General features: G+C 44.5%; 3 protein-coding genes. 2 read left to right on the plus strand and 1 reads right to left on the minus strand.

Annotated features, from left to right (window positions below; translation table 11 throughout):
• Position 1 precedes the first annotated feature (1 nt).
• The gene (locus tag R8G66_07750; GenBank protein ID MDW3192242.1) at positions 2-19,195 is read left to right on the plus strand and encodes an amino acid adenylation domain-containing protein; all 19,194 of its coding nucleotides are present in this window, start codon (positions 2-4) and stop codon (positions 19,193-19,195) included.
• Between the two features lie 59 nt (positions 19,196-19,254).
• On the plus strand, positions 19,255-20,946 hold the full coding sequence (locus tag R8G66_07755) for a carbamoyltransferase N-terminal domain-containing protein (GenBank protein MDW3192243.1): 1,692 nt from the start codon (positions 19,255-19,257) through the stop codon (positions 20,944-20,946).
• A 65-nt stretch (positions 20,947-21,011) separates the two neighbouring features.
• Here the strand turns inward: R8G66_07755 and R8G66_07760 are convergent, their stop codons facing one another.
• Complete coding sequence (locus R8G66_07760; protein ID MDW3192244.1) at positions 21,012-23,450, minus strand: ABC transporter permease; 2,439 nt, start codon at positions 23,448-23,450, stop codon at positions 21,012-21,014.
• Between the last annotated feature and the right edge of the window lie 27 nt (positions 23,451-23,477).

Here is a 23,477-nt window from a genome sequence, read left to right on the forward strand (position 1 = left end):
AATGAAGAAGGATTACAATGGAATGGAAATAGCTGTAATTGGCATGTCGGGTAGGTTCCCCGGAGCAAACGACATTGGCGAATTCTGGCAAAACCTGAAGAGTAGCAAAGAGTCCATTACTTTTTCTTCGAGGGAAGACCTTTTGAACAGCGGCGAGAAAGAACATTACATCAATCACCCTAATTATGTAAAAGCCAGTAGCTACTTACAAAACAAAGAGAACTTCGATGCTTCCTTTTTTGGCTATGTGCCAGATGAAGCCAGTTTGATGGATCCACAGATGCGGGTTTTCCATGAATGTGTCTGGGGTGCCATGGAAGATGCGGGTTACATCATGTCTGAAAACAAGGACAAGGTTGGCGTTTTTGCAGGAGGAGCCACCAATGTCAATTGGCAGAACTACGCACAGATCATTAATTCAGGTAGAGAAGTCGATGAATTAAGTGCTTATGTCTTCAGAGATGTTAATTACATCGCCACAAGAATATCTTACTTATTTAACTTAAGAGGGCCTTCCATCTATATCAATTCCGCTTGCTCAACTTCCTTAGTAGCGATTCAGAGAGCTTCCATGAGTTTGCTGTTGAGAGAGTGTGATATGGCTTTGGCCGGCGGTGTATCCATTGGGAATAAGGCGGAGAAAGGATACATGTATCAGGAAGGCATGACGGCCTCAAAAGACGGGCATTGTCGTGCCTTTGATGCCGATGCCAGTGGCACGATCAGAGGAGAAGGTGCTGGTGTAGTGGTTTTGAAGCGCCTCAAAGATGCCATAGCGGATAAAGACAACATCCATGCGGTGATCCGGGGGAGTGCGGTCAACAACGACGGACGCAATAAGGTAGGTTATACAGCTCCGGGCATTTCGGGGCAACAACAGACGCACCTGAAGGCACGCAAAATGGCAAATGTGCCAGCGGAGAGCATCAGTTACATTGAGGCGCATGGCACGGGCACCCCATTAGGAGATCCGATTGAGATAGAAGCGTTGACCCTTGCCTATGGCAAGAGTGAGAAGAAATACTGCGCCTTGGGTTCTGTAAAGACGAATATCGGACATTTAGATGCGGCCGCAGGAGTTGCAGGATTCATCAAGACCGTGCTGTCATTAAAGCACCGTCAACTTCCGGCAAGTTTGCATTTTGAGCGGCCCAATCCCAAGATCAACTTCGATGCTTCACCTTTTTATGTGAATACGGAGTTAAAGGACTGGAAAGTTGAAGGCTATCCATTGCGCGCGGGTGTGAGCTCCTTTGGGATCGGCGGCACGAATGCGCACGTGATTCTGGAGGAGGCTCCGGAAGTAAGCTCGACGGAATCGAAACGTTCCTATCAGTTGCTGAAGTTATCAGGCAAGACCTCAGGCGCGCTCCAGCGGAATGCGACGCACCTTTTGGAATACTTGGAAAACGCGGAAGAAGCGTCTTTATCGGATATCGCTTATACGCTGAACACGGGCCGGGAATCGTTTTCCCACCGGAAAGTGCTGGTTTGCAGGGATCGCGAAGAGGCGATTGTCCAATTGCGAGAGATGCAAGATTCTCGTGGGACTAAAGCGTTGAGTAAAAAGACGAACTACAAAGTTGTTTTCATGTTTCCGGGTCAGGGTTCACAGCATGTGAACATGTGCCGTGATCTCTATGATCGGGAACCATCCTTCCGGGAGTCCATTGATCAATGTTTTGAGCTCATCACGAAACTGAGTGGCCGGGATTTGAAGCAGGTTGTGTTTTCAGAGGGTTCGACGGGTATTGATGACCTGGAGAATGCATTACCGCTGCTGTTCAGTTTTGAGTATTCCCTGGCAAAACTTCTGATGAGCTGGGGGATTCAACCAGACAGCATGATTGGCCATAGCAATGCGGAATACATAGCAGCCTGCCTCAGTGGGTTGTTGAGTTTGGAATCAGCCTTAGGTTTGATTGTTCGTCGCGGAGAGCTGATGCAGCAGATGCCTGCTGGAAAGATGCTGAGTGTATCGATCTCATCGCAGGATTTACAACCCTATTTAGATCAGGCCCCTGAGATTGCCTTTGCTGCGCACAACAGTGCCACCTCGTGTGTGGTTTCGGGACCTCCTGAGGCAGTAGATGCATTTCAGGCACTGCTGGAAGGAGCAGGCATCATGACAAAATCGGTACGCTCTTCGCATGCGGGCCATTCCCAGATGATGGATGGTATGCTGGATGCTTATCGTGAGGAATTGGAGCGGGTGACTTTTTCTGAACTTCAGACGCCATTTATGTCGAACTATACAGGGAAGGAGGCGAGCTATGAAGAGGTAAGTAAACCAGACTACTGGTTGAAACATCTGCGTCATACGGTGAAGTTTTCCGAAGGGATCGGGGAGTTGATGAGCTCGGAGCATGTATTGTTTGTGGAGGTAGGCCCCGGCAAGACGCTGGGATCATTTGTTGGCGCTCATCCTAAGAAAGGCAGAGGCCATCAGGTGGTGAATATGTTGGGGCATCCGAAGGAAGAGGAGAATGACTTCAAGCGTGTCTTTGAAGGATTGGGCAAACTGTGGGTTCATGGTCACCAACCAGATTGGAGTGCCTTTTACGGTAATGAAGAACGGAAGAAGGTTTCCTTACCGACGTATTCCTTTGAAAAAGAGCAATACCCAGCCAATGTCGATGCGACGAAGATGATCATGGAGATGATGTCGGTACAGCGTCCGGTGAGCACATCTTTATCGGAATGCCTGTATGTGCCCTCATGGGAATCCTCGGAGTTGATCAAGGAAGGGCACGGCTTAGGAGAGAAAGGAGAACACCTCACCTTGTTTTTCTGTGACGATTCCTGGCAAGGCCTGGCAGACGGATTATTGTCGTCATTGAATGCGAAAGGAGATACAGTTATTGAGGTACGAAAAGGCACTTCTTTTGAAGAGAAGGAAACAGCCTTCACGATAGACCCAGAAGACAGGAATCACTATGATCGACTGTTAGGGTCGATTGACCGTAAAGGGAAAGATGTGCGGATCATATTCGGTTGGGGGCTGAGTGTAGAGGAACCACAGATACGTTTAGAATCGTACCGTAAGAAGCTAGGAGAGAGCTATTTCAGTTTACTGGACCTGACGCGTTCAGTAAGCGAATGGGTAGGCAAGGATCGGGTAGAGATCACGACACTGACCCACAGATTACATCAGGTATTGGGAAAGGAAGCTGTTTTGGCGGACCAGTCCCCGATGTTGGGAGCGGTAAAGGTGATCCCGAAGGAATATACAAACATCAGTTGCCGCAACATAGACCTCAACAGGGTAGATGGTGACGAAGAATTGATTGGTTCGTTGCTGGATGAGCTCCATTATTCTGATGGTGAGCAGCTGGTGAGTTATCGCTACGGAACAAGGTTTACGCCTTCGTTACGTCAAAAGATAGTGGACTTACCAGCCAATAATGAGGAACTCTCATGGGTAGCAGGAGGAGTCTATCTGATCACAGGAGGTCTGGGTGGAGTAGGGTTGACCTATGCTGATCAACTATCGAAAGAGGTACCCGGAGTGAAGTTGATCTTGTTGGGTCGAAGGACATTGCCACCCAAAAGCGATTGGGCTTCATGGCTAACATTAAATAAGAAAAATAAAGAAGAAGATCCACAATACAGTACCATAGCAACTTTATTGAAGATCGAGGAACGAGGAGGTGAGGTGTATTATGTCAGTATTGATTTGACAGACGCGGCGGCCCTTAAATCAGAGCTCACCAGGATTACCCAGCAGACAGGTCAGATACGAGGTGTGATCCACACGGCGGGTATTGGAGATTTTGCAGGTGTGATCCATAAACGGAGCCGGGAGGATTGTGAGGAGATCTTTTCATCGAAGATCTATGGTACGATCGCGTTGACCTCAGCCCTGGAGGGCAAGGAGTTGGACTTTACGGTGTATTGTTCCTCATTTTCATCGGTATCGGCCCCGTTTGGTCAGGTAAGTTATGTAGCGGCCAATTTGTTTTTGGAGTCCTTTGCCCGGTCACAGTCATTGGTACAACAAGGCAAGGTGATCAGCATTGGCTGGAACCAGTGGTCAGAGGTGGGCATAGCAGCCAGAGAGATTGCAGCGAAGCGGTTCAACTTGAGTGAGGACAGCATCACCCCGGAGGAGGGTTATGATTTATTGAAGCGGAGCTTGAAACTGAACCGGCCTGAGGTTTTCATTACCCGATATGACCCAATGGCCAATCGAGATCAGCCTCAGGCAGTGGTAAGTCTGAGTCCATCATCGGTAGACACAGCTGCAGACAAGGAGGAAGCATCGACCAAAGAGCTGTCAATAAGTAGTTACAGTGATCTGGAGACTGGGTTACTGGAATTATGGCAGTCCTTTTTTGGCAAGACTGACCTGGAGGTAGAGGATGACTTTTTTGAGATCGGAGGAGATTCCTTGAAAGCGTTGACGATGACGCGTCGGATCAACATGCACTTTCAGGTGGACATTTCGTTGGTGGACTTTTTTAAGCACTCGACGATTGTTTCACTGGCCTCGTACTTATCGGATCAGGAAGGCCAAAGTCATGAATCGATAGCTAAGGCAGAGGAGCAGCCACATTACGGGTTATCATCGGCACAGCGCCGGTTATATTTTTTATATGAGTTTGACCGGTCTTCTCTGGCATACAACCTGCCACAGGTGGTACGGTTTGAGGGGGATTTGGACAGGGAACAATTGGCGTATGCCTTACAGCAGCTGGTTGATCGTCATGAAGCCTTAAGAACCTCCTTTGAGATGGTAGGTGAAGAGGTGGTACAGCGGGTACATGCGGACTGTGCACTTGATATTGCTTGCTACGAAGCGGAAGAATCAGAGGTCAGTTCACTGGTGAAGGCATTCATCCGGCCTTTCGATCTGTCGACAGCCCCATTGATCCGGGTAGGCTTGATCCGTGTATCGGAAGCGGACCATGTGTTGATGGTAGATACGCACCACATTGTGAGTGATGGCACCTCACAGGGGATACTGATCGGAGACTTCATGCGGTTGTATCAGGGTGAGGAGTTGACGGCACTATCCTTACAATACAAGGATTATTCGCAGTGGCAGGGAAGTGAGGCATACCAATCAGGGCTGTTAGCCCAACGTGACTATTGGCAAGGAATATTTTCCGAGCCAGTGACGGTGATGGAGTTACCGACAGATCATGCACGTCCTCGGTTGATGGAACATCGTGGTGGCAAGATAGGGTTCATGTTGGAGGCGAAGGAGACGGCTGCCTTGAAACAGTTGACGCGAGAAGAAGGGACGACTATGTTCATGGTATTGTTGTCGGCGCTGAATGTGTTGTTGAGTAAGCTGAGCAATCAGGAAGACATAGTGATAGGTACACCGACGGCAGGTCGGAACCACACGGATTTGGAAGAGATGATCGGGATGTTTGTGAACACGCTGGTGTTGCGCAATAATGTCGCAGGGGCGAAGACCTTCAGACAATTTTTGCAGGAGGTCAAAGAACGAACGCTCCGAGCATTTGACAATCAGGGCTACCAGTATGAAGACCTGATCGACTTATTGCAAGTGAGCAGGGAACCCAACAGGAACCCCCTGTTCGATGTAATGTTTGTCTTTCAGAATTTTGAATATGAAACATTTAGCGTTCCTGGGATCAAGTCCAAAAGTTATGACAGTACGCCAAATCTTACCTCCAAATTCGATCTTACTTTCCGTGCTGCAGAATCAAAGGACCACCTGCATTTCAATGTGGTTTATGCGACCGAGCTTTTTTCGGAGGCAACCATCACCAGATTCGTCAGCTACTTTAAGAAAATTGTTAGTGCAATAGCCGAAGACACCACCACAAAGCTGGCTCGTATTGACATGCTCCCGGAAAGAGAGAAAGTGACCTTGCTGCGTGAATTCAATCAAACCAGCCAGGTTTACGACGAGCAGCAAACAGTTGTATCATTGTTTGAACAGCAAGTTGCACAAGCTCCGGATAATATCGCTTTAATGTGCGAAGGAGTGCCGGTGAGCTATGGATTGCTCCATGAGCTTTCGGAACGATTGGCTGTGAAAATTTCATCATTAGCCAATGATTCCGGTATTGTCGCGCTGTTTTTCAATCCATCTCTGGAAATGATCGTCAGCATTTTGGCCAGTATGAAATCTGGTAGCGCATTTCTGCCACTTGATCCGGAGCATAGCCTCAACCGAAATGAGGATATACTAAAAAGCAGTGGAAGCAAAATCCTTCTCACCAGAAAGGATCTGGAAAAGGAGATACAATTTTCGGACAAGAAGATTGCGGTAGACCTTGAGGAGCTGAAGGAGAAACCCCCAATAGAATCATCCATTAGGCCAGTAGGTAATGATCCTGTCTATCTGATCTACACTTCTGGTAGTAGCGGTAAACCGAAAGGTGTAGAGGTTTCGCATAGCAATTTGGTCAACTACTCATTGTGGTTTGGTGAATTCATACAACTTAGCAATAAGGACAAGTCAATTTTGACCTCATCCTATGCATTTGACCTGGGGTATTCCAGTATTTTCCCAACGTTGATAGCCGGCGGTGAACTACACCTTGTCAGCAAGGAGCTCTACAGTTCCCCGGAACAATTGCTAAGCTACCTTAGTGCGCACGCCATCACTTATCTGAAACTAACGCCATCTTTATTTTCTACTTTCTCCCTGGTAGATGACGATCAATTTCAGGTTTCATCAGCGCTCAGTTATATTGTGTTTGGTGGTGAATCCATTAAAACCGAACATCTGGAAGCAGAACTTTCCAGGTTTGGTGAAGGGGTGAATTTTGTGAATCACTATGGGCCTACGGAAACTACCATTGGCACAGTAGCGACACATATTCATCGAGAATCGATCTCTGCTTTTGAGAAAAGACCTCTTATAGGTAAGCCTGTAGCCAATGCCCAATGCTATGTTTTAGGTAAGAACCATGAACTGCTTCCCGTGGGAGTGGCCGGGGAACTTTGTATCAGTGGTCATGGAGTGGCTCTTGGGTATCATCAGGAAAAAAGCTTAACTGATCAGAAGTTTATTCCCAATCCTCACAACAAGGAGCAACTCATCTACAAAACCGGGGATATGGCAAGATGGCTGCCCGATGGAAACCTGGAATTTCTCGGAAGGATCGATCATCAGGTCAAGATCAGGGGTTTCAGAGTTGAGTTATCAGAAATAGAGAATCAGCTGGCGTCACACGCTGACATCACTGATGTTCATGTAGTTGCCAAAGAAAGGGACAATCATCAATACCTCGTGGGTTACTACATTGCTAAGTATGATATAGAGGCAAATGAGTTGAGGAATTACCTGGCAGAATTACTTCCTGATTATATGCTGCCATCTTATTTTGTTCAACTTGAGGAATTCCCGCTGACCTTGAATGGTAAGGTTGACCACAGAGCCTTGCCAAAAGAAGACATAACACGAACCACCAACCATGTGCCTCCTAAGACAGAAAAAGAAAAGGCACTGTGTGAGGTGTGGTCACAAGTATTACGGGTAGATCAAATAGGTATTAGAGATAACTTTTTTGCGATAGGAGGAGACTCGATCAAGTCTATTCAGATCAGTTCAAGAATGCGCCAGGTTGGTTATGAAATGTCTATCAAAGACATTTTTAATAGCCAAACCATTGAACAATTAGCGCCTAAACTGAAACTCAGAGAGATCACTGCTGATCAGTCAGAAGTAACTGGAGAAGTGCCATTTACAGCTATTCAGCGATGGTATTTTGCACAGCAACTGAAGTCACCACATCACTATAATCAATCGGTGATGCTCAATTTCTCTGAAGGGATAACTGATGACACTGTTTATCGCATATTCGATGCCATACAGTCACATCATGACGCATTGCGGATGCGGTTCAGGAATGAGGGTGATCGAACGATTCAGGAAAATCAACCGAAAGGTATTGATGTGGCGATCACAGAAGTGGATCTAAAACAGCTACCAGACCCTCAAAAAGAGCTGCTCACTTTATGCAACGAAGTTCAAAGTAGCATCGATCTGGAATCAGGTCCTCTGATGAAACTAGGTTTGTTCCACTTGAATGATGGGAGTCGACTATTAATTGCCGTTCACCATTTAGTGATGGATGGTGTGTCATGGCGAATTGTATTTGAAGATATTGAAACGTTGTACACACAGATCAAGAAGGGAGACACCTTGACTTTGCCTCCTAAGACTGATGCTTTCAAAAAGTGGGCCCATGGCATTCAATCGTACCTTCAGCAAGATCAATTCCTAAGTAAGCAATCATATTGGCAAACCGCAATTGACCAGGACTTCCAGGCGATCCCAAGAGACTTCCCTGAAGGCGGAAATCGGTACACAGATGCTTCGACGATCAGTTTTCAGCTAGATGAAAACCTAACTCAACTCTTGTTAACAAAAGTCAATCGGCCATATGCTACCCAGATCAATGATATCTTATTAAGTGCTTTGTTGCTGAGCATCAAAGCGTGCTTTAATACCAATAATCTTCGCGTTGATTTTGAGGGACATGGTCGTGAGGAGATCCTAAAAAACGTAGATATTAGTCGTACAATTGGCTGGTTTACCAGTATTTATCCGGTTCAGCTAAACCTGGAAGGTGACGATTTGAGTGATTTGATCAAATCAGTTAAGGAAAAACTTCGTGCGGTACCGAATAATGGAGTCGACTATCTGATCAGTAAATTCCTTACAGAAGATGCTTTCAATGAGGATCCTGTGGTTGCCGATTCGAGTATCAGGTTTAACTACCTGGGACAATTTGATAGTGATACCGAGGACAGAGTATTTGCGATGGCTTCTGAGCAAAAAGGGCTCAACCACACCTTAGAAGAAGAAAGGGTCTATGATTGGGATTTTTCTGGAATGGTGTCTAGTGGTCACTTAAGTCTTAGTCTGACGTATAGCCAATTGCAATATCATCGGGAAACGGTGGTAGCAGTAATGGAAACCTTCAAAGAGAAGCTTGAAGACCTCATCCAATACTGCTCCCAGTTAAAAATCGAAGAGCTCACACCTTCGGATCTTACCTATAAAAACCTGACGATTCCTCAATTGGAATTGCTTCAAAGTCAGTACAAAGTCAGCGATGTGTATCCCTTGTCTTCCATGCAAGAGGGTATGTTATTCCACGCCTTGCTAGATCGTGAGGCGGATTTCTATTTTGAACAAATTAGCTACCGACTTAAAGGTCAGGTAGACATTGGCGCGATAGAGAAAAGCTTTTCTTACCTGATCGAGCGGTATGATATCCTCCGAACCTTATTCCTCCATGAAGGTTTTGAACGGCCTTTACAAGTGGTCTTGAAAGAGCGTAAGCCCGATCTGAGTTACCATGACCTTACGGAAGAATTGGAAAATGGAGATTTCCATGAAACCATTCAAGCTTACAGAGATCAGGATAAGGCCAATAAGTTCAACTTGAGTCGTGATCCACTGATGAGAGTGATCATACTAAAAGTCAATGAGGATGAATATGAGTTTATCTGGAGTCACCACCACATCTTGATGGATGGCTGGTGCATGGGAGTCATCATCAATGAATTTAGTGCACTATATAGGAGTTTTAAACACGATACGCCAATAGATCTCCCACCGGTTCAGCCTTATTCCAGTTACATTGGATGGTTGGAGGACAGGGATAAAAAAGCAGCTGTTAATTATTGGGCGAAGTACCTCCAGGGGTATGAGAAAATCGCAACATTACCCAAGAACCTGAACTCACCTCAGAGTGCCGGCAACTACCAGAAAAGACATGTATCGGCTGTTTTAAACAAAGTTCAAACAGATGCTTTACGAAAGTTGGGAGGCCAATATGGCGTCACTTTGAACACGATCATTCAGAGCTTATGGGCGGTGTTATTGGCCCGCTATAACAACACCAAAGATGTGGTCTTTGGAACGGTCGTTTCCGGCAGACCAGCCGAAATTTCCGGAATCGAGACCATGGTTGGTCTTTTTATCAATACCATACCGACACGGATCACTTTCGATGCTGCGGATACTTTAGGTGCCTTACTCCAAAAGGTTCAACAGATTTCATTGGAAACGGAGGAATTTCATTACAACTCTCTACCGGAGATTCAATCTCACAGTGAATTAGGTAAGGACCTCATCGATCACATCATGGTCTTCGAAAATTACCCGATCTCTAAAGAGATAGAAGGAAATGCGAAAGAGGAAGGCGACTACCTGGTTCATCATATGGAAGTATTTGAACAGTCGCATTACGATCTTACCATATTGGTATTTCCCGGTGATGAAATACGAATTGAATGGCAATACAATGGCCTTGTATTTGCCGATGAAACAATCGAGAACGTCAGGGGCCATCTGCTGAATATATTTGATGCTGCGATATCGAATAGCGAGACTTTACCTGCTGAAATAGACTTGCTTTCACCTGAAGATCGATCGCTTTTATTGAAGGAATTCAATGCTACGGAAGAAGCTTATGACCAGTATCAGACACTGATCCACTTGTTTGATAGATGGGTCAAAGAAACACCGGATGAGGAGGCTTTGATATTCGATGATCAGACATTAAGCTATCGCGAATTGAATAACAAGGTGGATAAGCAATGCGCTCGATTACAAAAAGAGGGTATAGGAACTGGAGATATTATCGCCGTAATGATTGAAAGATCTCCTGAAATGGTGATCGGTATCCTTGCCGTACTTAAATCTGGTGCGGCGTATTTGCCCATTGATACAGAGTTGCCAGATTCCCGCATAAGATTCATGCTAAAGGAAAGTGGCGCTGCTCTGCTGTTCACTGAAAGTTTGCATTTGGACTCTTTCCGAAATACGATACGTGTACTAGATATTCTTTCAATTCAGGACGGAGCGATTGGATCTTTTCAACCCGTAGCTGTTTCTCCTACTGATTTAGCTTACATCATTTATACCTCAGGATCAACGGGGCGGCCTAAAGGCGTGATGGTGGAACATCGTTCGGTGATCAACCTCGTTAAATCTCTTCCGAAGCATTATGGGATCACAGACCAGGAAAAATTCTTGCTTTTTGCCAATGTGAGTTTCGATGCTTCTGTAGAACAAATGTGGCTTGCGTTTGATACAGGAGGGACACTGGTAGTACCCGACAGGGAGATGATTTTAAGCGAGACTTTACTGAATGCCTACTTGCGACGAACGGAAGTTTCTCACTTACATGTAACCCCTTCTTTTTTGGCCAATTCCAACCTGGAAAACATGCCTTCCCTCAAACGAATCAATGTTGGAGGGGAAATGTGTCCGGTAAACGTTGTTCAGAAATATGCCGCAGATTACCCGATTTTTAATTCATACGGTCCAACAGAGGCGACAGTAACAACACATGTGTATGCATTCGACCCGGAGACGCTTGACTTAAGCACACTTCCTCTGGGAAAGGCGGTTGCCAATACCCAAACTTTTATCCTCAGCGAGGAAGATAATCTTCAACCGATGGGAGTTGTCGGAGAGATATGCATCAGTGGATATGGCTTAAGTTGCGGCTATCTTAACGACGATAGCCTTACCGCGGCAAAATTTGTCGAAAACCCATTTGATCATAACAGTAGGCTATACAGGACCGGAGACCTGGGAAGGTGGCTTCCTGACGGAAATATTGAAATCCTAGGAAGAGTTGATGATCAGGTGAAAGTAAGAGGATTCCGAATAGAGACAGGAGAGATAGAAAGCTGTCTGACATCTCATGATTCCGTGAATGCCTCCGCCATTTTGGTGATAGGAGAAGGGAATGAGAAAGAAATTGTGGCTTACTATTTGTCCGAAGGAGACGTCTCACATTCCGAGTTGAGAGATTACCTGGCAATGCAGCTGCCTCATTACATGCTGCCATCACGTTTTGTAGGGTTGGAGGAATTCCCAATCAATACCAACGGAAAACTTGATCGAAAAGCTCTTGCCAATATCAGCTCGAATGAAGTTGCCGGAGTAGTGAAACCCATCACGCCGACTCAAGAGTATTTACTCACATTGTGGAGTGAAGTGCTGAAAAAGAAGAAAGAACACATCAGTATTAATAAGAGCTTTTTCGAGCTGGGTGGGCATTCATTGAAGGCCATGATGCTGGTCAACAAAATATCGCAGGATTTAGACATTGCGTTGCCTGTACGGGAGGTATTTGCGCATGAAGATATCATCAGCCTTGCGGCACATATTGATACACTGGATAGTGATCTTCATACGGCCATCACAAGAGCTCCGGAAAAACCACTTTATGCGGCTTCTTCAGCTCAGCAACGATTGTTTTTCTTACACGAGCTGGAAAGAGACTCGGTAGCATACAACATGCCTCGTATTTTGAGGCTAAAAGGTGAATTGAAGCGTGATCAATTGGAAAAGGCCTTTGAGACGTTGATCTATCGGCATGATATCTTCCGAACTTCGATCGAACTATTCAATGGTGAGGTAGTACAACGAGTGGCTGATCATCCCAATTTTGAAATAACTCATTTTGAAGCGGATGAACAACGTGTTGAAGGTATTGTTCGTCAATTCATTCGTCCCTTCGACCTTGGTGTAGCTCCATTATTTAGAGTAGGACTGATCCACTTATCCGCTGATGAGCATGTTTTGATGATGGATATACATCATATCATCAGTGACGGGGCTTCGCAGGGACATCTGATCAATGAATTGATGCGTGTCTATAATGGCGAACAGCTTCAAGATCTACCATTACAGTACAGAGATTATGCTGAATGGCAACAGCGTGAAACCCAACAAGACCGGCTTTCCAGACAAAGATCCTTTTGGTTAAGAGAATTTGAAGAAGACGTTACCGCATTGGATCTACCGACTGACCATGCACGTCCAAAAGAGAAAGATTATTCCGGCGCAACCACAGGTTTCTTATTGGCTACTGAAGCATCAGTGGGATTAAAGACCTTGAGTGAAAAGCAAGGAACGACCATGTTCATGACCTTTTTGTCAATATTCAATGTGTTGTTGAGCAAACTGGGTAATGTACAGGATATTGTGGTCGGAACACCAGTCGCAGGTCGTAATCACGCGGACCTGGAGGGTATGCAAGGCATGTTTGTCAATACACTGGCGTTACGCAACTATCCCGATGATCAGTTGAGCTTTGAAGCTTTCTTGCAAAACGTAAAAGAGCGTGTATTTAATTGTTTTGAGAACCAGGATTATCAATACGAAGAGTTGGTTGATGCACTGGACCTGAATAGGGACCAAGGAAGAAATCCACTGTTTGATGTGGCGTTTGTCTATCAAAACTTCGAGGAAGGAACACAGGCGATCCCAGACCTTACAGTCCATCCAATGAACAGTGGACATGACGTAGCAAAATTTGACCTGACCTTTACAGTCAGTGAAATAGTAGAGAACTTTCATGTTCATGTCAATTATGCTACAGAGTTGTTCGATCCATCGACCATTGATCGCTTCAATGGTTATTTGAAGGCATTAATTGGGCAAGTTGCCACCGACGCCACCGTGAAGTTGTCGGAAATAGATGTACTATCTGATGAAGAGCGAAATCAACAGATATCAGTATTCAATGCTACTAAATTGCCTTACAACAGAGACGAGACGCTTGTTGACATCTTTGAACAATGGGTAGAAAGAACCCCAGATGAAACCGCATTGATCTTCCATGGAGAGACGTTAAGCTATCTGGAATTGAATCAGCGTTCAAATGATCTGTGTGCTCAATTACAGGGCTCCGGCGTTAGAAAAGGAGATATTGTGGCCATTATGATCGAAAGATCTCCAGAATTGGTCATAGGAATTTTAGCGATACTGAAAGCTGGAGCGGCTTACCTGCCGATCGATACGAAACTGCCTGTCTCAAGGGTAAGGTTTATGCTCGAAGATAGCGGCGCCAGGATATTGCTGACTGAAACAGATAAGATTGAATCAGGGGAATATGATTTGGCGGCAGTAGATGTTAGATCTCATGAAAGTGTTGAAGGTACCTATCAGCCTGTTACTTTCTCCTCTGGCGATTTGGCATATGTTATTTACACGTCCGGCTCAACCGGAACACCGAAAGGGGTGATGATCGAACATCGGTCACTGATCAATTTATTGCACGATCATAAGGAGAAGATGAGCATTACCCAGGGGGAACGAATGTTGATGTTCTCAAGTGTAAGTTTTGATGCTTCTGTCGGACAGATTTGGTATGCTTTCAACAGTGGATCAGCGGTGGTTGTTGTGGATGAGAAGACGCTCACCAATACGGAGTTGCTGAACGCATACCTGGTGAAAAGTCAGGTCTCGTATTTCGAAGTGATGCCATCATTCCTTTCGAGCTTTGAATTGGAAGACAATCCTTATCTGAAGCGAATCGTAGTGGGCGGAGAAAAATGCCCGGTTCATTTGGCTGAGAAATACAGTAGATCCCTTGATTTTTTCAATGCATATGGACCTACAGAGGCTACCATTGTTACCAATATTTTCCATTATAATAAGAGAGTCTACGACCGGTCATCTGTCCCTATTGGAAAGCAGATTGCCAATTCCAGTGCTTACATTTTGAGCAGGAGTAATACCCTTCAGCCTATTGGTGTTGTAGGCGAGCTTTACCTTGGCGGGGATTGCCTTGGACGGGGATATCTGAATAATCAGACACTGACGAATGAAAGATTTATCCAGAGCCCATTTCGATCTGACGAACGTCTTTATAAGACAGGAGACCTGGCCAGATGGCTTCCCGATGGTAATGTTGAATTTATTGGAAGGATAGATGATCAGGTAAAGATCAGGGGATTTCGAATCGAAACGGGTGAAATAGAAAGTTGCCTGCTTAAACTTGAATCAATTACTGCTGCGGCGGTGATTGTGTTGGGTAATGGGAATGATGCGAAGTTGGTGACCTATTATGTAGCGCCGGAGAAATTGCCTGTTGGCAGGATGAAAGATCAACTTTCCGAGTTTTTACCGGCTTATATGGTACCAGCTCACTTTGTTCACCTTAATTTCCTACCGGTCACTAGAAATGCCAAATTAGACCGCAAAGCTTTGCCTAAGGTAGAAATTCAAGCTGTAGAGGAGGATTTCGTGGGTCCGGAAACGGCTACAGAGGAAAAAATGGTTGAACTGTGGAGTGATGTCCTAAAACTCAAGAAGGATGTAATCAGTGTTGATCATAACTTTTTTGATTTAGGGGGACACTCACTGAAGGCGATGACGCTGACCAATAAAATTACAGAGTCGTTGGCGGTTAAAGTCCCTGTAAAAGAACTCTTTACTTATCAGGACATAAGAAGTCTAGCCAATTTCATAGATGGATTGTCAAAAAAACAAAGGGCGTCTATTCCTCGTGCTCCGGAAAAAACTTACTATGCCAGCTCAGCGGCACAACAACGACAATATTTTCTGAATGAGTTCGATAAACACTCCACTGCTTACAACATCCCTCAGGTCGTTAGAATTGAAGGTGAATTTGACGCTGAGAAATTGGAAGAAGCTTTTAGGACGCTAATTGATCGACATGAGATCTTTCGAACGGCTATCGAATTGGTTGAGGGAAGTGTGGTTCAAAGGGTGATTGAGGATCCAGGCTTTGAGATGCAGCACTATGAACCGGGTGATCGAAGTACGGAGGAAGTCGTCAAGCAATTCATTCAGCCTTTCGATTTGAGTCAACCACCCTTACTAAGAGTCGGATTGGTCACACGGTCCACCAAAGATCGCATGCTGATGATAGATATGCATCATGTGATCAGTGATGGCGTGTCTCAAGGGTATTTGATCAATGAACTAATCAGTATTTATAATGGAAAGCAACTTCATGACCTAACACTACATTACAAGGATTATGCTGAGTGGCAACAGAGTGAGGCTGAGCAAACCAGACTATCCGAGAGTAAAGTATTTTGGCTGAATGCGTTTGAACAAGAGATCAAAATACTAAACCTTCCTGGTGACTTTTCCCGACCCAAGGTCAAGGATTATTCCGGAGCAATTTCCGGATGTTTGTTAAGTGCCGAGGAATCTGTCGGTTTAAAAGCACTGAATAAGGAGCAGGGAACGACCATGTTCATGACCATGCTTTCTGTTCTCAATGTGTTATTGAGCAAGTTGAGTAATGAGCAAGACATCATCGTAGGAACACCTACCTCAGGAAGAACACATGCAGATCTGGAAAGGATGCAAGGGATGTTTGTCAACACGCTGCCTCTCCGAAACTACCCTAAACATGCCTTGCGCTTTGACGCTTTCTTGCGTCAGGTGAAAGAAAATGTCCTCAATTGTTTTGAACATCAGGTTTATCAATATGAGGACCTGGTAGAAGCCCTGGAATTAACCAGAGATACCGGGCGTAATCCAATGTTTGATGTGATGTTTGCTTACCACCGATATGAAGAGGAGGCTGAGGCGATACAGGATCTACGGATTACTTCTGTAAAAAATGAACATGTTGTCGCCAAATTTGATTTGTCATTTACCGTAAATGAGTTGAAGGATGGGTTACACCTTAGCGTAAACTATGCCACGGAGTTATTCCGTTCTTCGACCATTAACCGTTTCTTGAATTACTTCAAAAAGGTGATTAGCTGTGTTATCGCTGACGTAGCAATTCCTCTTTCCGAGATTGACATCCTTTCACCTGAAGAAAGGCATGAACTATTAAACGAATGCGGCTATTCGGCTGAATCCATAGAAAAAGATACGACCCTTGTCGATTTGTTCGAAAGATCGGTGGAACAGCATTCAGATGAAATCGCACTGATAGCCGAGAAAGAAGAGCTCAGTTATTTTGAACTGAATCGACGTGTAAATGAGCAGTGTTTGCGATTGCAAAAAGCGAACATCAAACCAGGAGACATTGTGGCCGTCATGATCGAAAGGTCACCGGAAATGGTCATTGCAATTCTTGCTGTTTTGAAGTCTGGTGCAGCCTATTTGCCGATCGATACCAGTTTGCCAGGATCCCGGGTCTTGTTCATGCTTCAGGAAAGTGCTGCCAAATTGCTGCTGACTGAGAGAACATATGTTTCTCAATTTGAGAAGGCATTAACTGTGTTGGATACCCGATCCGAGACAAACCTGGACGGTCAACCCTACCAACCAGTTGGATTTTCTCCCTCAGAATTGGCTTATATCATCTATACCTCTGGGTCGACGGGTCAACCCAAAGGTGTCATGGTGGAACATCGTTCGGTCATCAACCTGGTCCAATCACTTCCTGAACAATATGGGATAGCCGACCGAGAAAGGATCTTACTATTTGCCAATGTAAGTTTTGATGCGTCAGTGGAACAGATGTGGCTTGCCTTTGGTACCGGTGGTACGTTGGTCGTTCCCAATAAAGAAATGATTCTAAGCGAGCATTTACTCAATACTTTTCTCCAGGAATCCGGTGTTACCCATCTTCATGTGACACCATCATTTCTGGCCAGTTTTGAATTAAGTAAAAGCAACGCATTGCGGCGAATCAACGTGGGCGGGGAAAAATGTCCGGTGCATGTGGTGCAGAAATATGCTGCTAATTATCCGATCTATAATTCCTATGGCCCAACCGAAGCCACAGTAACGACCCATGTTTATTCTTTTGTTCCAGGGAGTGGAGATTGGAATGCGCTACCCTTAGGCAAGGCTGTTGCCAACACCCGTACCTATGTGCTCAATGAGCAAGGGAAGCTCCAGCCCAGGGGAGTTGTTGGTGAAATATGCATAAGCGGTGAGGGCTTGAGCCGAGGTTACGTAAATAATCCTACTCAAACGTCACTAAAGTTCATCGAAAGCCCCTTCGAAAAAGGAGAGCGGCTCTATAAAACAGGAGATCTTGGAAGACGGCTCCCTGATGGCACTATTGAGATTCTTGGAAGGGTGGATGATCAGGTGAAAATCAGAGGGTATCGAGTGGAGTTAGGTGAGATCGAAAGTCATATACTGGCCCATGAATCCGTCATTGCCTGTGCTGTGTTACTGATGGAAAGAGGAGATGTTGAGACTTTGGTAGCTTATTACGTATCAAAAGAGCAGGATCTTGAATCTTCTTTGTCTCACGTTCTGTCACGACAATTACCTGCGTATATGGTGCCTGCTCAATTTATATTACTTGATCTGCTTCCGGTTACCGCTAATGGTAAATTGGACCGAAAGGCCATTGGTGAGCAAGAGATTCAAACAAAACAAGATTACGTGCCTCCGAATAATCCTGTACAACAGCGAATGGTATCGTTTTGGGCTGAAGTGTTGAATTTACGAGAGGATGAGATCAGTATAGATCAAAGTTTTTTTCAGTTAGGCGGGAATTCTTTAAAAGCCATGATTCTTTTCAAGAAGCTTTCTGACTCATTTGAAGTGCCCATGGCATTGGTGGATTTGTTTTCATATCCGACCATTAACGAGTTTTCAACTCATTTTGCGCTGGAGACGGAAGAACCCCTTCGGTCTGAATCCGATGAACTGGTTAGGTTAAAGCATGAGCAATCGAATGAAAAGAACTTGTTCTTTATTCACGATGGCAGTGGGGATTTACTGGGGTATCTGGATCTTGTCAGTCACCTCGCAGGGTGTAATTGTTGGGGAATCAGATCCGGAAGTTTATCGGACCTGAGCTACGAAGTGTCCAATGTTCATGAAATAGCTTCGAAATATATTGATTTGATCAAATCTATTCAACCACAAGGGCCCTATCACCTCGCAGGTTGGAGTTTCGGTGGTGTTATTGCCCATGAAATGGCTTATCAACTGGAAGCAGAAAGCGCCGAAAAGGTTGCCCAGGTTTTTATGTTCGATACGGTATTGAATGAGAACACGCAGCAGGTTCAAGGTGATTTATTAACAGAAATCCAAAGTGCTATTACAGGGTTTTTCGATTGGGATACCGATCAACTACTCAAGGCCAAATCTTTCGAAGAATTGCTCATGGACTTCAAAAAGCTGACTAGCCTTAATAACCTTGATGCCGTATCTGTGCTGAGAACATTGCCAGAAGGGATTCGAAATATGTTGCCAACTGAGGACAACATTGATATTGAGAACATGTTGATGTATTTCAAGACCATTGCCATGTTTAGACGTGTGATGCTAAGCTATCGCCCAAAAGGAAAAGTTGATGCTCCACTTTTATATGTCCACGCCGAAGACTCTAATTTCGATTGGAATCGTTGGTCGTCTTACTATTCGAATCCAGTGACCGGGCATATTATTGAAGCTACACATTTTTCTATCCTGAAAGAACCCGCATTAACAACACTTGAACCGATCATTAATGAAGCCGTGCTTGATGGAGCACTTAAACTAGAATCTTAACTACTGAACCGATTTGGAATTACCGTTCCTGATGGAATGGTCAAAATGAACTGACTAATATGAATGACAAAATAATTTGTGGCCTGAAATTAACTCATGATGGAGGAATTGCGGTCATCAAAGGGAATCAACTGATTTTTAGCATAGAAATGGAAAAACTGAATAACAATCCAAGGTTCAGTTCCATTCCTGATCTATCGATCGTGAAACACATTCTGGCGGAATATGACCTGGAAATTGAAGATGTTGACCACTTTGTCATCGATGGCTGGTCAGGACTGGAAGACTCGTTTATCGAGGCTCGATCGAATGGAAACCCAGTCAAATTGGCTGTTGCAGGATACCGGGAAAAGGCCCTGTCGGCCAACGTTTTTCAACCTTTTGATCATGACTCACTTCCCATAGATAACCACGTGCTGGCATATTCCAGCTATATGCATGTGACAGGGCATATTGCCGGAGCCTATTGCAGCAGCCCTTTTGCCAGAGCAAATCAAAGCAGTTACATCCTGGTATGGGATGGTGGGATGTTCCCAAGACTCTATTACTTTGATGCACAGAAAATTGCCTTTCAAAACCTGGGGCCAATTAATTTTCTGATTGGTAACTTCTACCAGGTATTCGCCAGTTATTTCCATCCATTTAGCGTCGCAAATCCGCAACAAAAGGAAGACCTATCAATCGCAGGCAAAGTGATGGCCTATATCGCAAAGGGTGAAGTGGTGCCTGATTTGTTGGATGAATATAATTCAGTGCTCAAAGAGCATTTGGATCTGTCTTTGGACTTTGTTCACACTTTTGTAAAACATCTGCACAATAGACGCATCAAAGAAAAATATAGAGAGGAGGACATGCTGGCAACGATGCATCAGTTTCTTCAGGATCAATTGCTTGAAGGGCTCAAGAACAAGTTGAGCAAATACCCGGCGAACGAAAGAAACCTTTGTTATGCCGGTGGATGTGCATTGAACATCAAATGGAACAGCGCGCTTCGAAATAGTGGATTGTTAAAAGAATTATGGATTCCACCTTTTCCAAACGATTCTGGCAGTGCTATTGGAGTAGCATGTGCGAAGATGATCACAGTATCCCCAGACCGATGGTTAGATTGGCGTGTGTTCTGTGGCCCCAAGGTGCAGGATAGCCTGGAAATGGATCAGGAATGGTCATCAATGGATTGTCCAATTGAAACCCTTGCGGGTATGATCGCCGAAAATGAAGACCTTCCGGTCGTGGTGCTTCAAGGTAATGCCGAAGTGGGGCCGCGTTCGTTAGGAGGGAGGAGTATCATTGCTTCCGCACGGAGTACCTCCATGAAAGATATCCTCAATCGTGTTAAAGATCGTGAGCCCTATAGACCTGTGGCACCAATATGCCTTGAGGAAGATGCTCCTGAAGTATTTAATCCTGGCAGCCCTGATCCATACATGTTATTCGATCACATGGTGAAAGAAAGTTGGTTGCAAAAAATTCCGGCTGTATGTCATTTGGATGGTTCCGCAAGGTTACAAACTGTAAATAAGGCAGAAAATCCTGTTATTTATCGTTTGTTAGCTGAGTATAAAAGACATACCGGAATTCCGGTTTTGTGTAACACCAGCGCCAACTTTAAAGGCAAAGGGTTTTTCCCCGATGTTAAAAGTGTGATGGAGTGGGGTGAAGTAGATTTAATATGGAGCGATGACAAATTGCACTACCATAAGCACGCAAAATCCCTCGTCAAACAATACGATACCTTAACCGCTACTTAAGCAATGTCATGGAATAGTTCGGGCTATGCCCGAACTATGTTGATTTTTCACATTTACCTGGTTTACTATTCAGCTTTAATGGAGTCTACCGGATTGATCATGGCTGTTTTCACAATCTGACGTCCTACAGTCAAACAGGAAATGATGAACAAGGTCAGTATTGGTACCAAAAAGGCCAGGATTCCCAGTTGCATCCTGAATGCGAAATTAGAAAGCCAATCCTGGGCCACATAAATAACAATTGGGATTGAGATTACATTGGCCACAATTAGTGTAATCACATATTCTTTTGACAATATGAGAATCAGGTGATTAACATCCGCCCCGAGAACTTTTCGAATACTCATTTCTTTCACTCGCTGAGCGGCAGAAAAGGTGACGAATGCAAACAGGCCTAAACATGCAATAAAAATCGCGAGTATGGAGAAGATCAGGAAGATCTGGCCAAACTGTACATAAGACTTGTATTGCTCGTTGAATTCGTCATCCAAAAAGTAGTAATTGAATGGATTCCCCCGAAAGATATCATTGTAAGAATTTTGTATGTGGACAATGGTTTCGGAGATATTACTGGGACTCATTTTAAAGGAGAAATAGCGCTTAGCCTGATTACTAACCACAAATAAGATGGGCATGTGATCTTCTCTCAATGACTGCCAATGAAAATCTTTTAAGACACCAGACACATACACCGTATCCTTTCTGATCAAGATCCGTTTATTGAGTGCTTCTTCTCCCTGGCCAAGACCATATACTTCAGCTGCCTTTTCATTGATAATCACATGAGGACGACTGCCAGTAAGATCACTTTCCTTAAATGGTTCACCGGCAAGGAAGTCAAATTCATAGGTCGTAAAGAAACTCGGATCAACATACGAAATGCCGCCAGGTTTATTCAGACTTGGCTCATCACCTAATTTTCTCATGCCAACAACTGCATTGTGACCTTTCCCGGGGATTGTGCCGGAACTGGTGGACGAAGCAATTGATGCCAATCTGGAGGATTCTGTTTTGAAGGCCACAAGGTCTGATGGCAATTGTTCTTCGTTGGAAACGATCTCTGGTCCTTTAACAATCAATACCTGTTCCATATCTACACCCAAATCCTGAGTTTTCATGAATGTAATCTGATTGTAGATGATGAATGTGCCTGAGATGAGTAGGGTAGAAATGAGGAATTGGAATGCCAGTGAGGCTTTTCTGATATTGAACCCCGATCCTGAATTGGACAGCTTAAATCGTTGAATATTGATCGCCTTGAAAGAGGAAATGACTACTGCAGGGTAAATGCCAGAAGCAAAAGAGCTAACGATGATAAAAAGTATGAAGGTTAGCCAGAATGATGCTTGTTGTACCAGCAAAAAGGCAAACTTGGTTCCAAGAATCTGATTGAGATAAGCAAGTAATGCTGCGGTAATGAACAAAGCAATCACAGCGGAAATGACATTGATCAGAAACGATTCGATAATAAACTGCTTCCGCAATTGGCCTTTCGTAGAACCCAGCGCCTTTCGAACACCCACATCTTTTGCCCGCTTGGTAGAGCTGGCAATGGAAAGATTAATGAAGTTGAGCCATGCCACAATCAATATGATGATAGCAATGAGAACAAGGGCACGTATTTCCTGGATATTAGCTGTACTGGTTGCTTGATCTTCTAAATGTTCGGAATAGAGATAGATATCTGGCAGGGGTTGTAGTGCAAACTCCCAGGTGATGTTATAGTGTTCCAGCGTTTTTCCGAAATTCTCGTAAACCATTGCGGCAATCTGCTCCTCAACATCGGCTGTTTTACTTCCATCTCTTAATTTGAAATAGGTGAAAAAATTGGTTCTTCCCCATCTGCCTCGACCATTTTGATAGCTCTCACTTTCTAAGAGAGATTGCATTGGCATTAAAAAGTCGAACTCTAAATGACTGTTTCCAGGAATCGTCTTCAGAACACCTGTTACCTTAAAACTGGCAGTAACCCATCCATCGACCTTAAGGGTTTTTCCTATAGGGTTCACTTTTGATCCAAAATATTTGTCTGCCATCTCTTCCGTAAGAACGATACTATATTTATCGTCCAGCGCAGTTGATCGATTGCCTTGCTTTAATTCAAAGTCGAACATCTCTAAAAAAGTACTATCCGCGAAGAGCATGTCTTCCTCCATGAAGGGATTATTCTTTTCGGGATTATTCACCACTGCTCCGAAATACTGTGGGTGGATCCTGGTGTAACTTTCAATATCAGGTATATCAAGAAGTGCTTGAGGAGCTATAGCATAAGAGGTTTTGGCTTGTTGTCTGTTAACCTCCCCATTTTCCAGTGCTCTTAGGGTCAGTCGATAGGTATCCTGAGCATTGGTGTGAAAACCATCGTAACTTGACTCAAATTGGACATATTGTAAAATGGCTAAACATACCCCCATGCCAATGGACAACCCAAGGATATTGATCAGTGAATAAGACTTATTCCTGATGAGGTTTCTTAATGAAATTCGGAGGTTCGTTTTAAACATAATAGAGGGTTGATTTATTGTTTGTTT

The sequence above is a fragment of the Cytophagales bacterium genome (assembly GCA_033344775.1).
Classification (GTDB): domain Bacteria; phylum Bacteroidota; class Bacteroidia; order Cytophagales; family Cyclobacteriaceae; genus JAWPMT01.

What these genes read in the sequence shown, in the direction of transcription:
- R8G66_07750 (MDW3192242.1), top strand. Translation starts at nt 2, where the DNA reads ATGAAGAAGGATTACAATGGAATGGAAATAGCTGTAATTGGCATGTCG.
- R8G66_07755 (MDW3192243.1), top strand. Translation starts at nt 19,255, where the DNA reads ATGAATGACAAAATAATTTGTGGCCTGAAATTAACTCATGATGGAGGA.
- R8G66_07760 (MDW3192244.1), bottom strand. Translation starts at nt 23,450, where the DNA reads ATGTTTAAAACGAACCTCCGAATTTCATTAAGAAACCTCATCAGGAAT.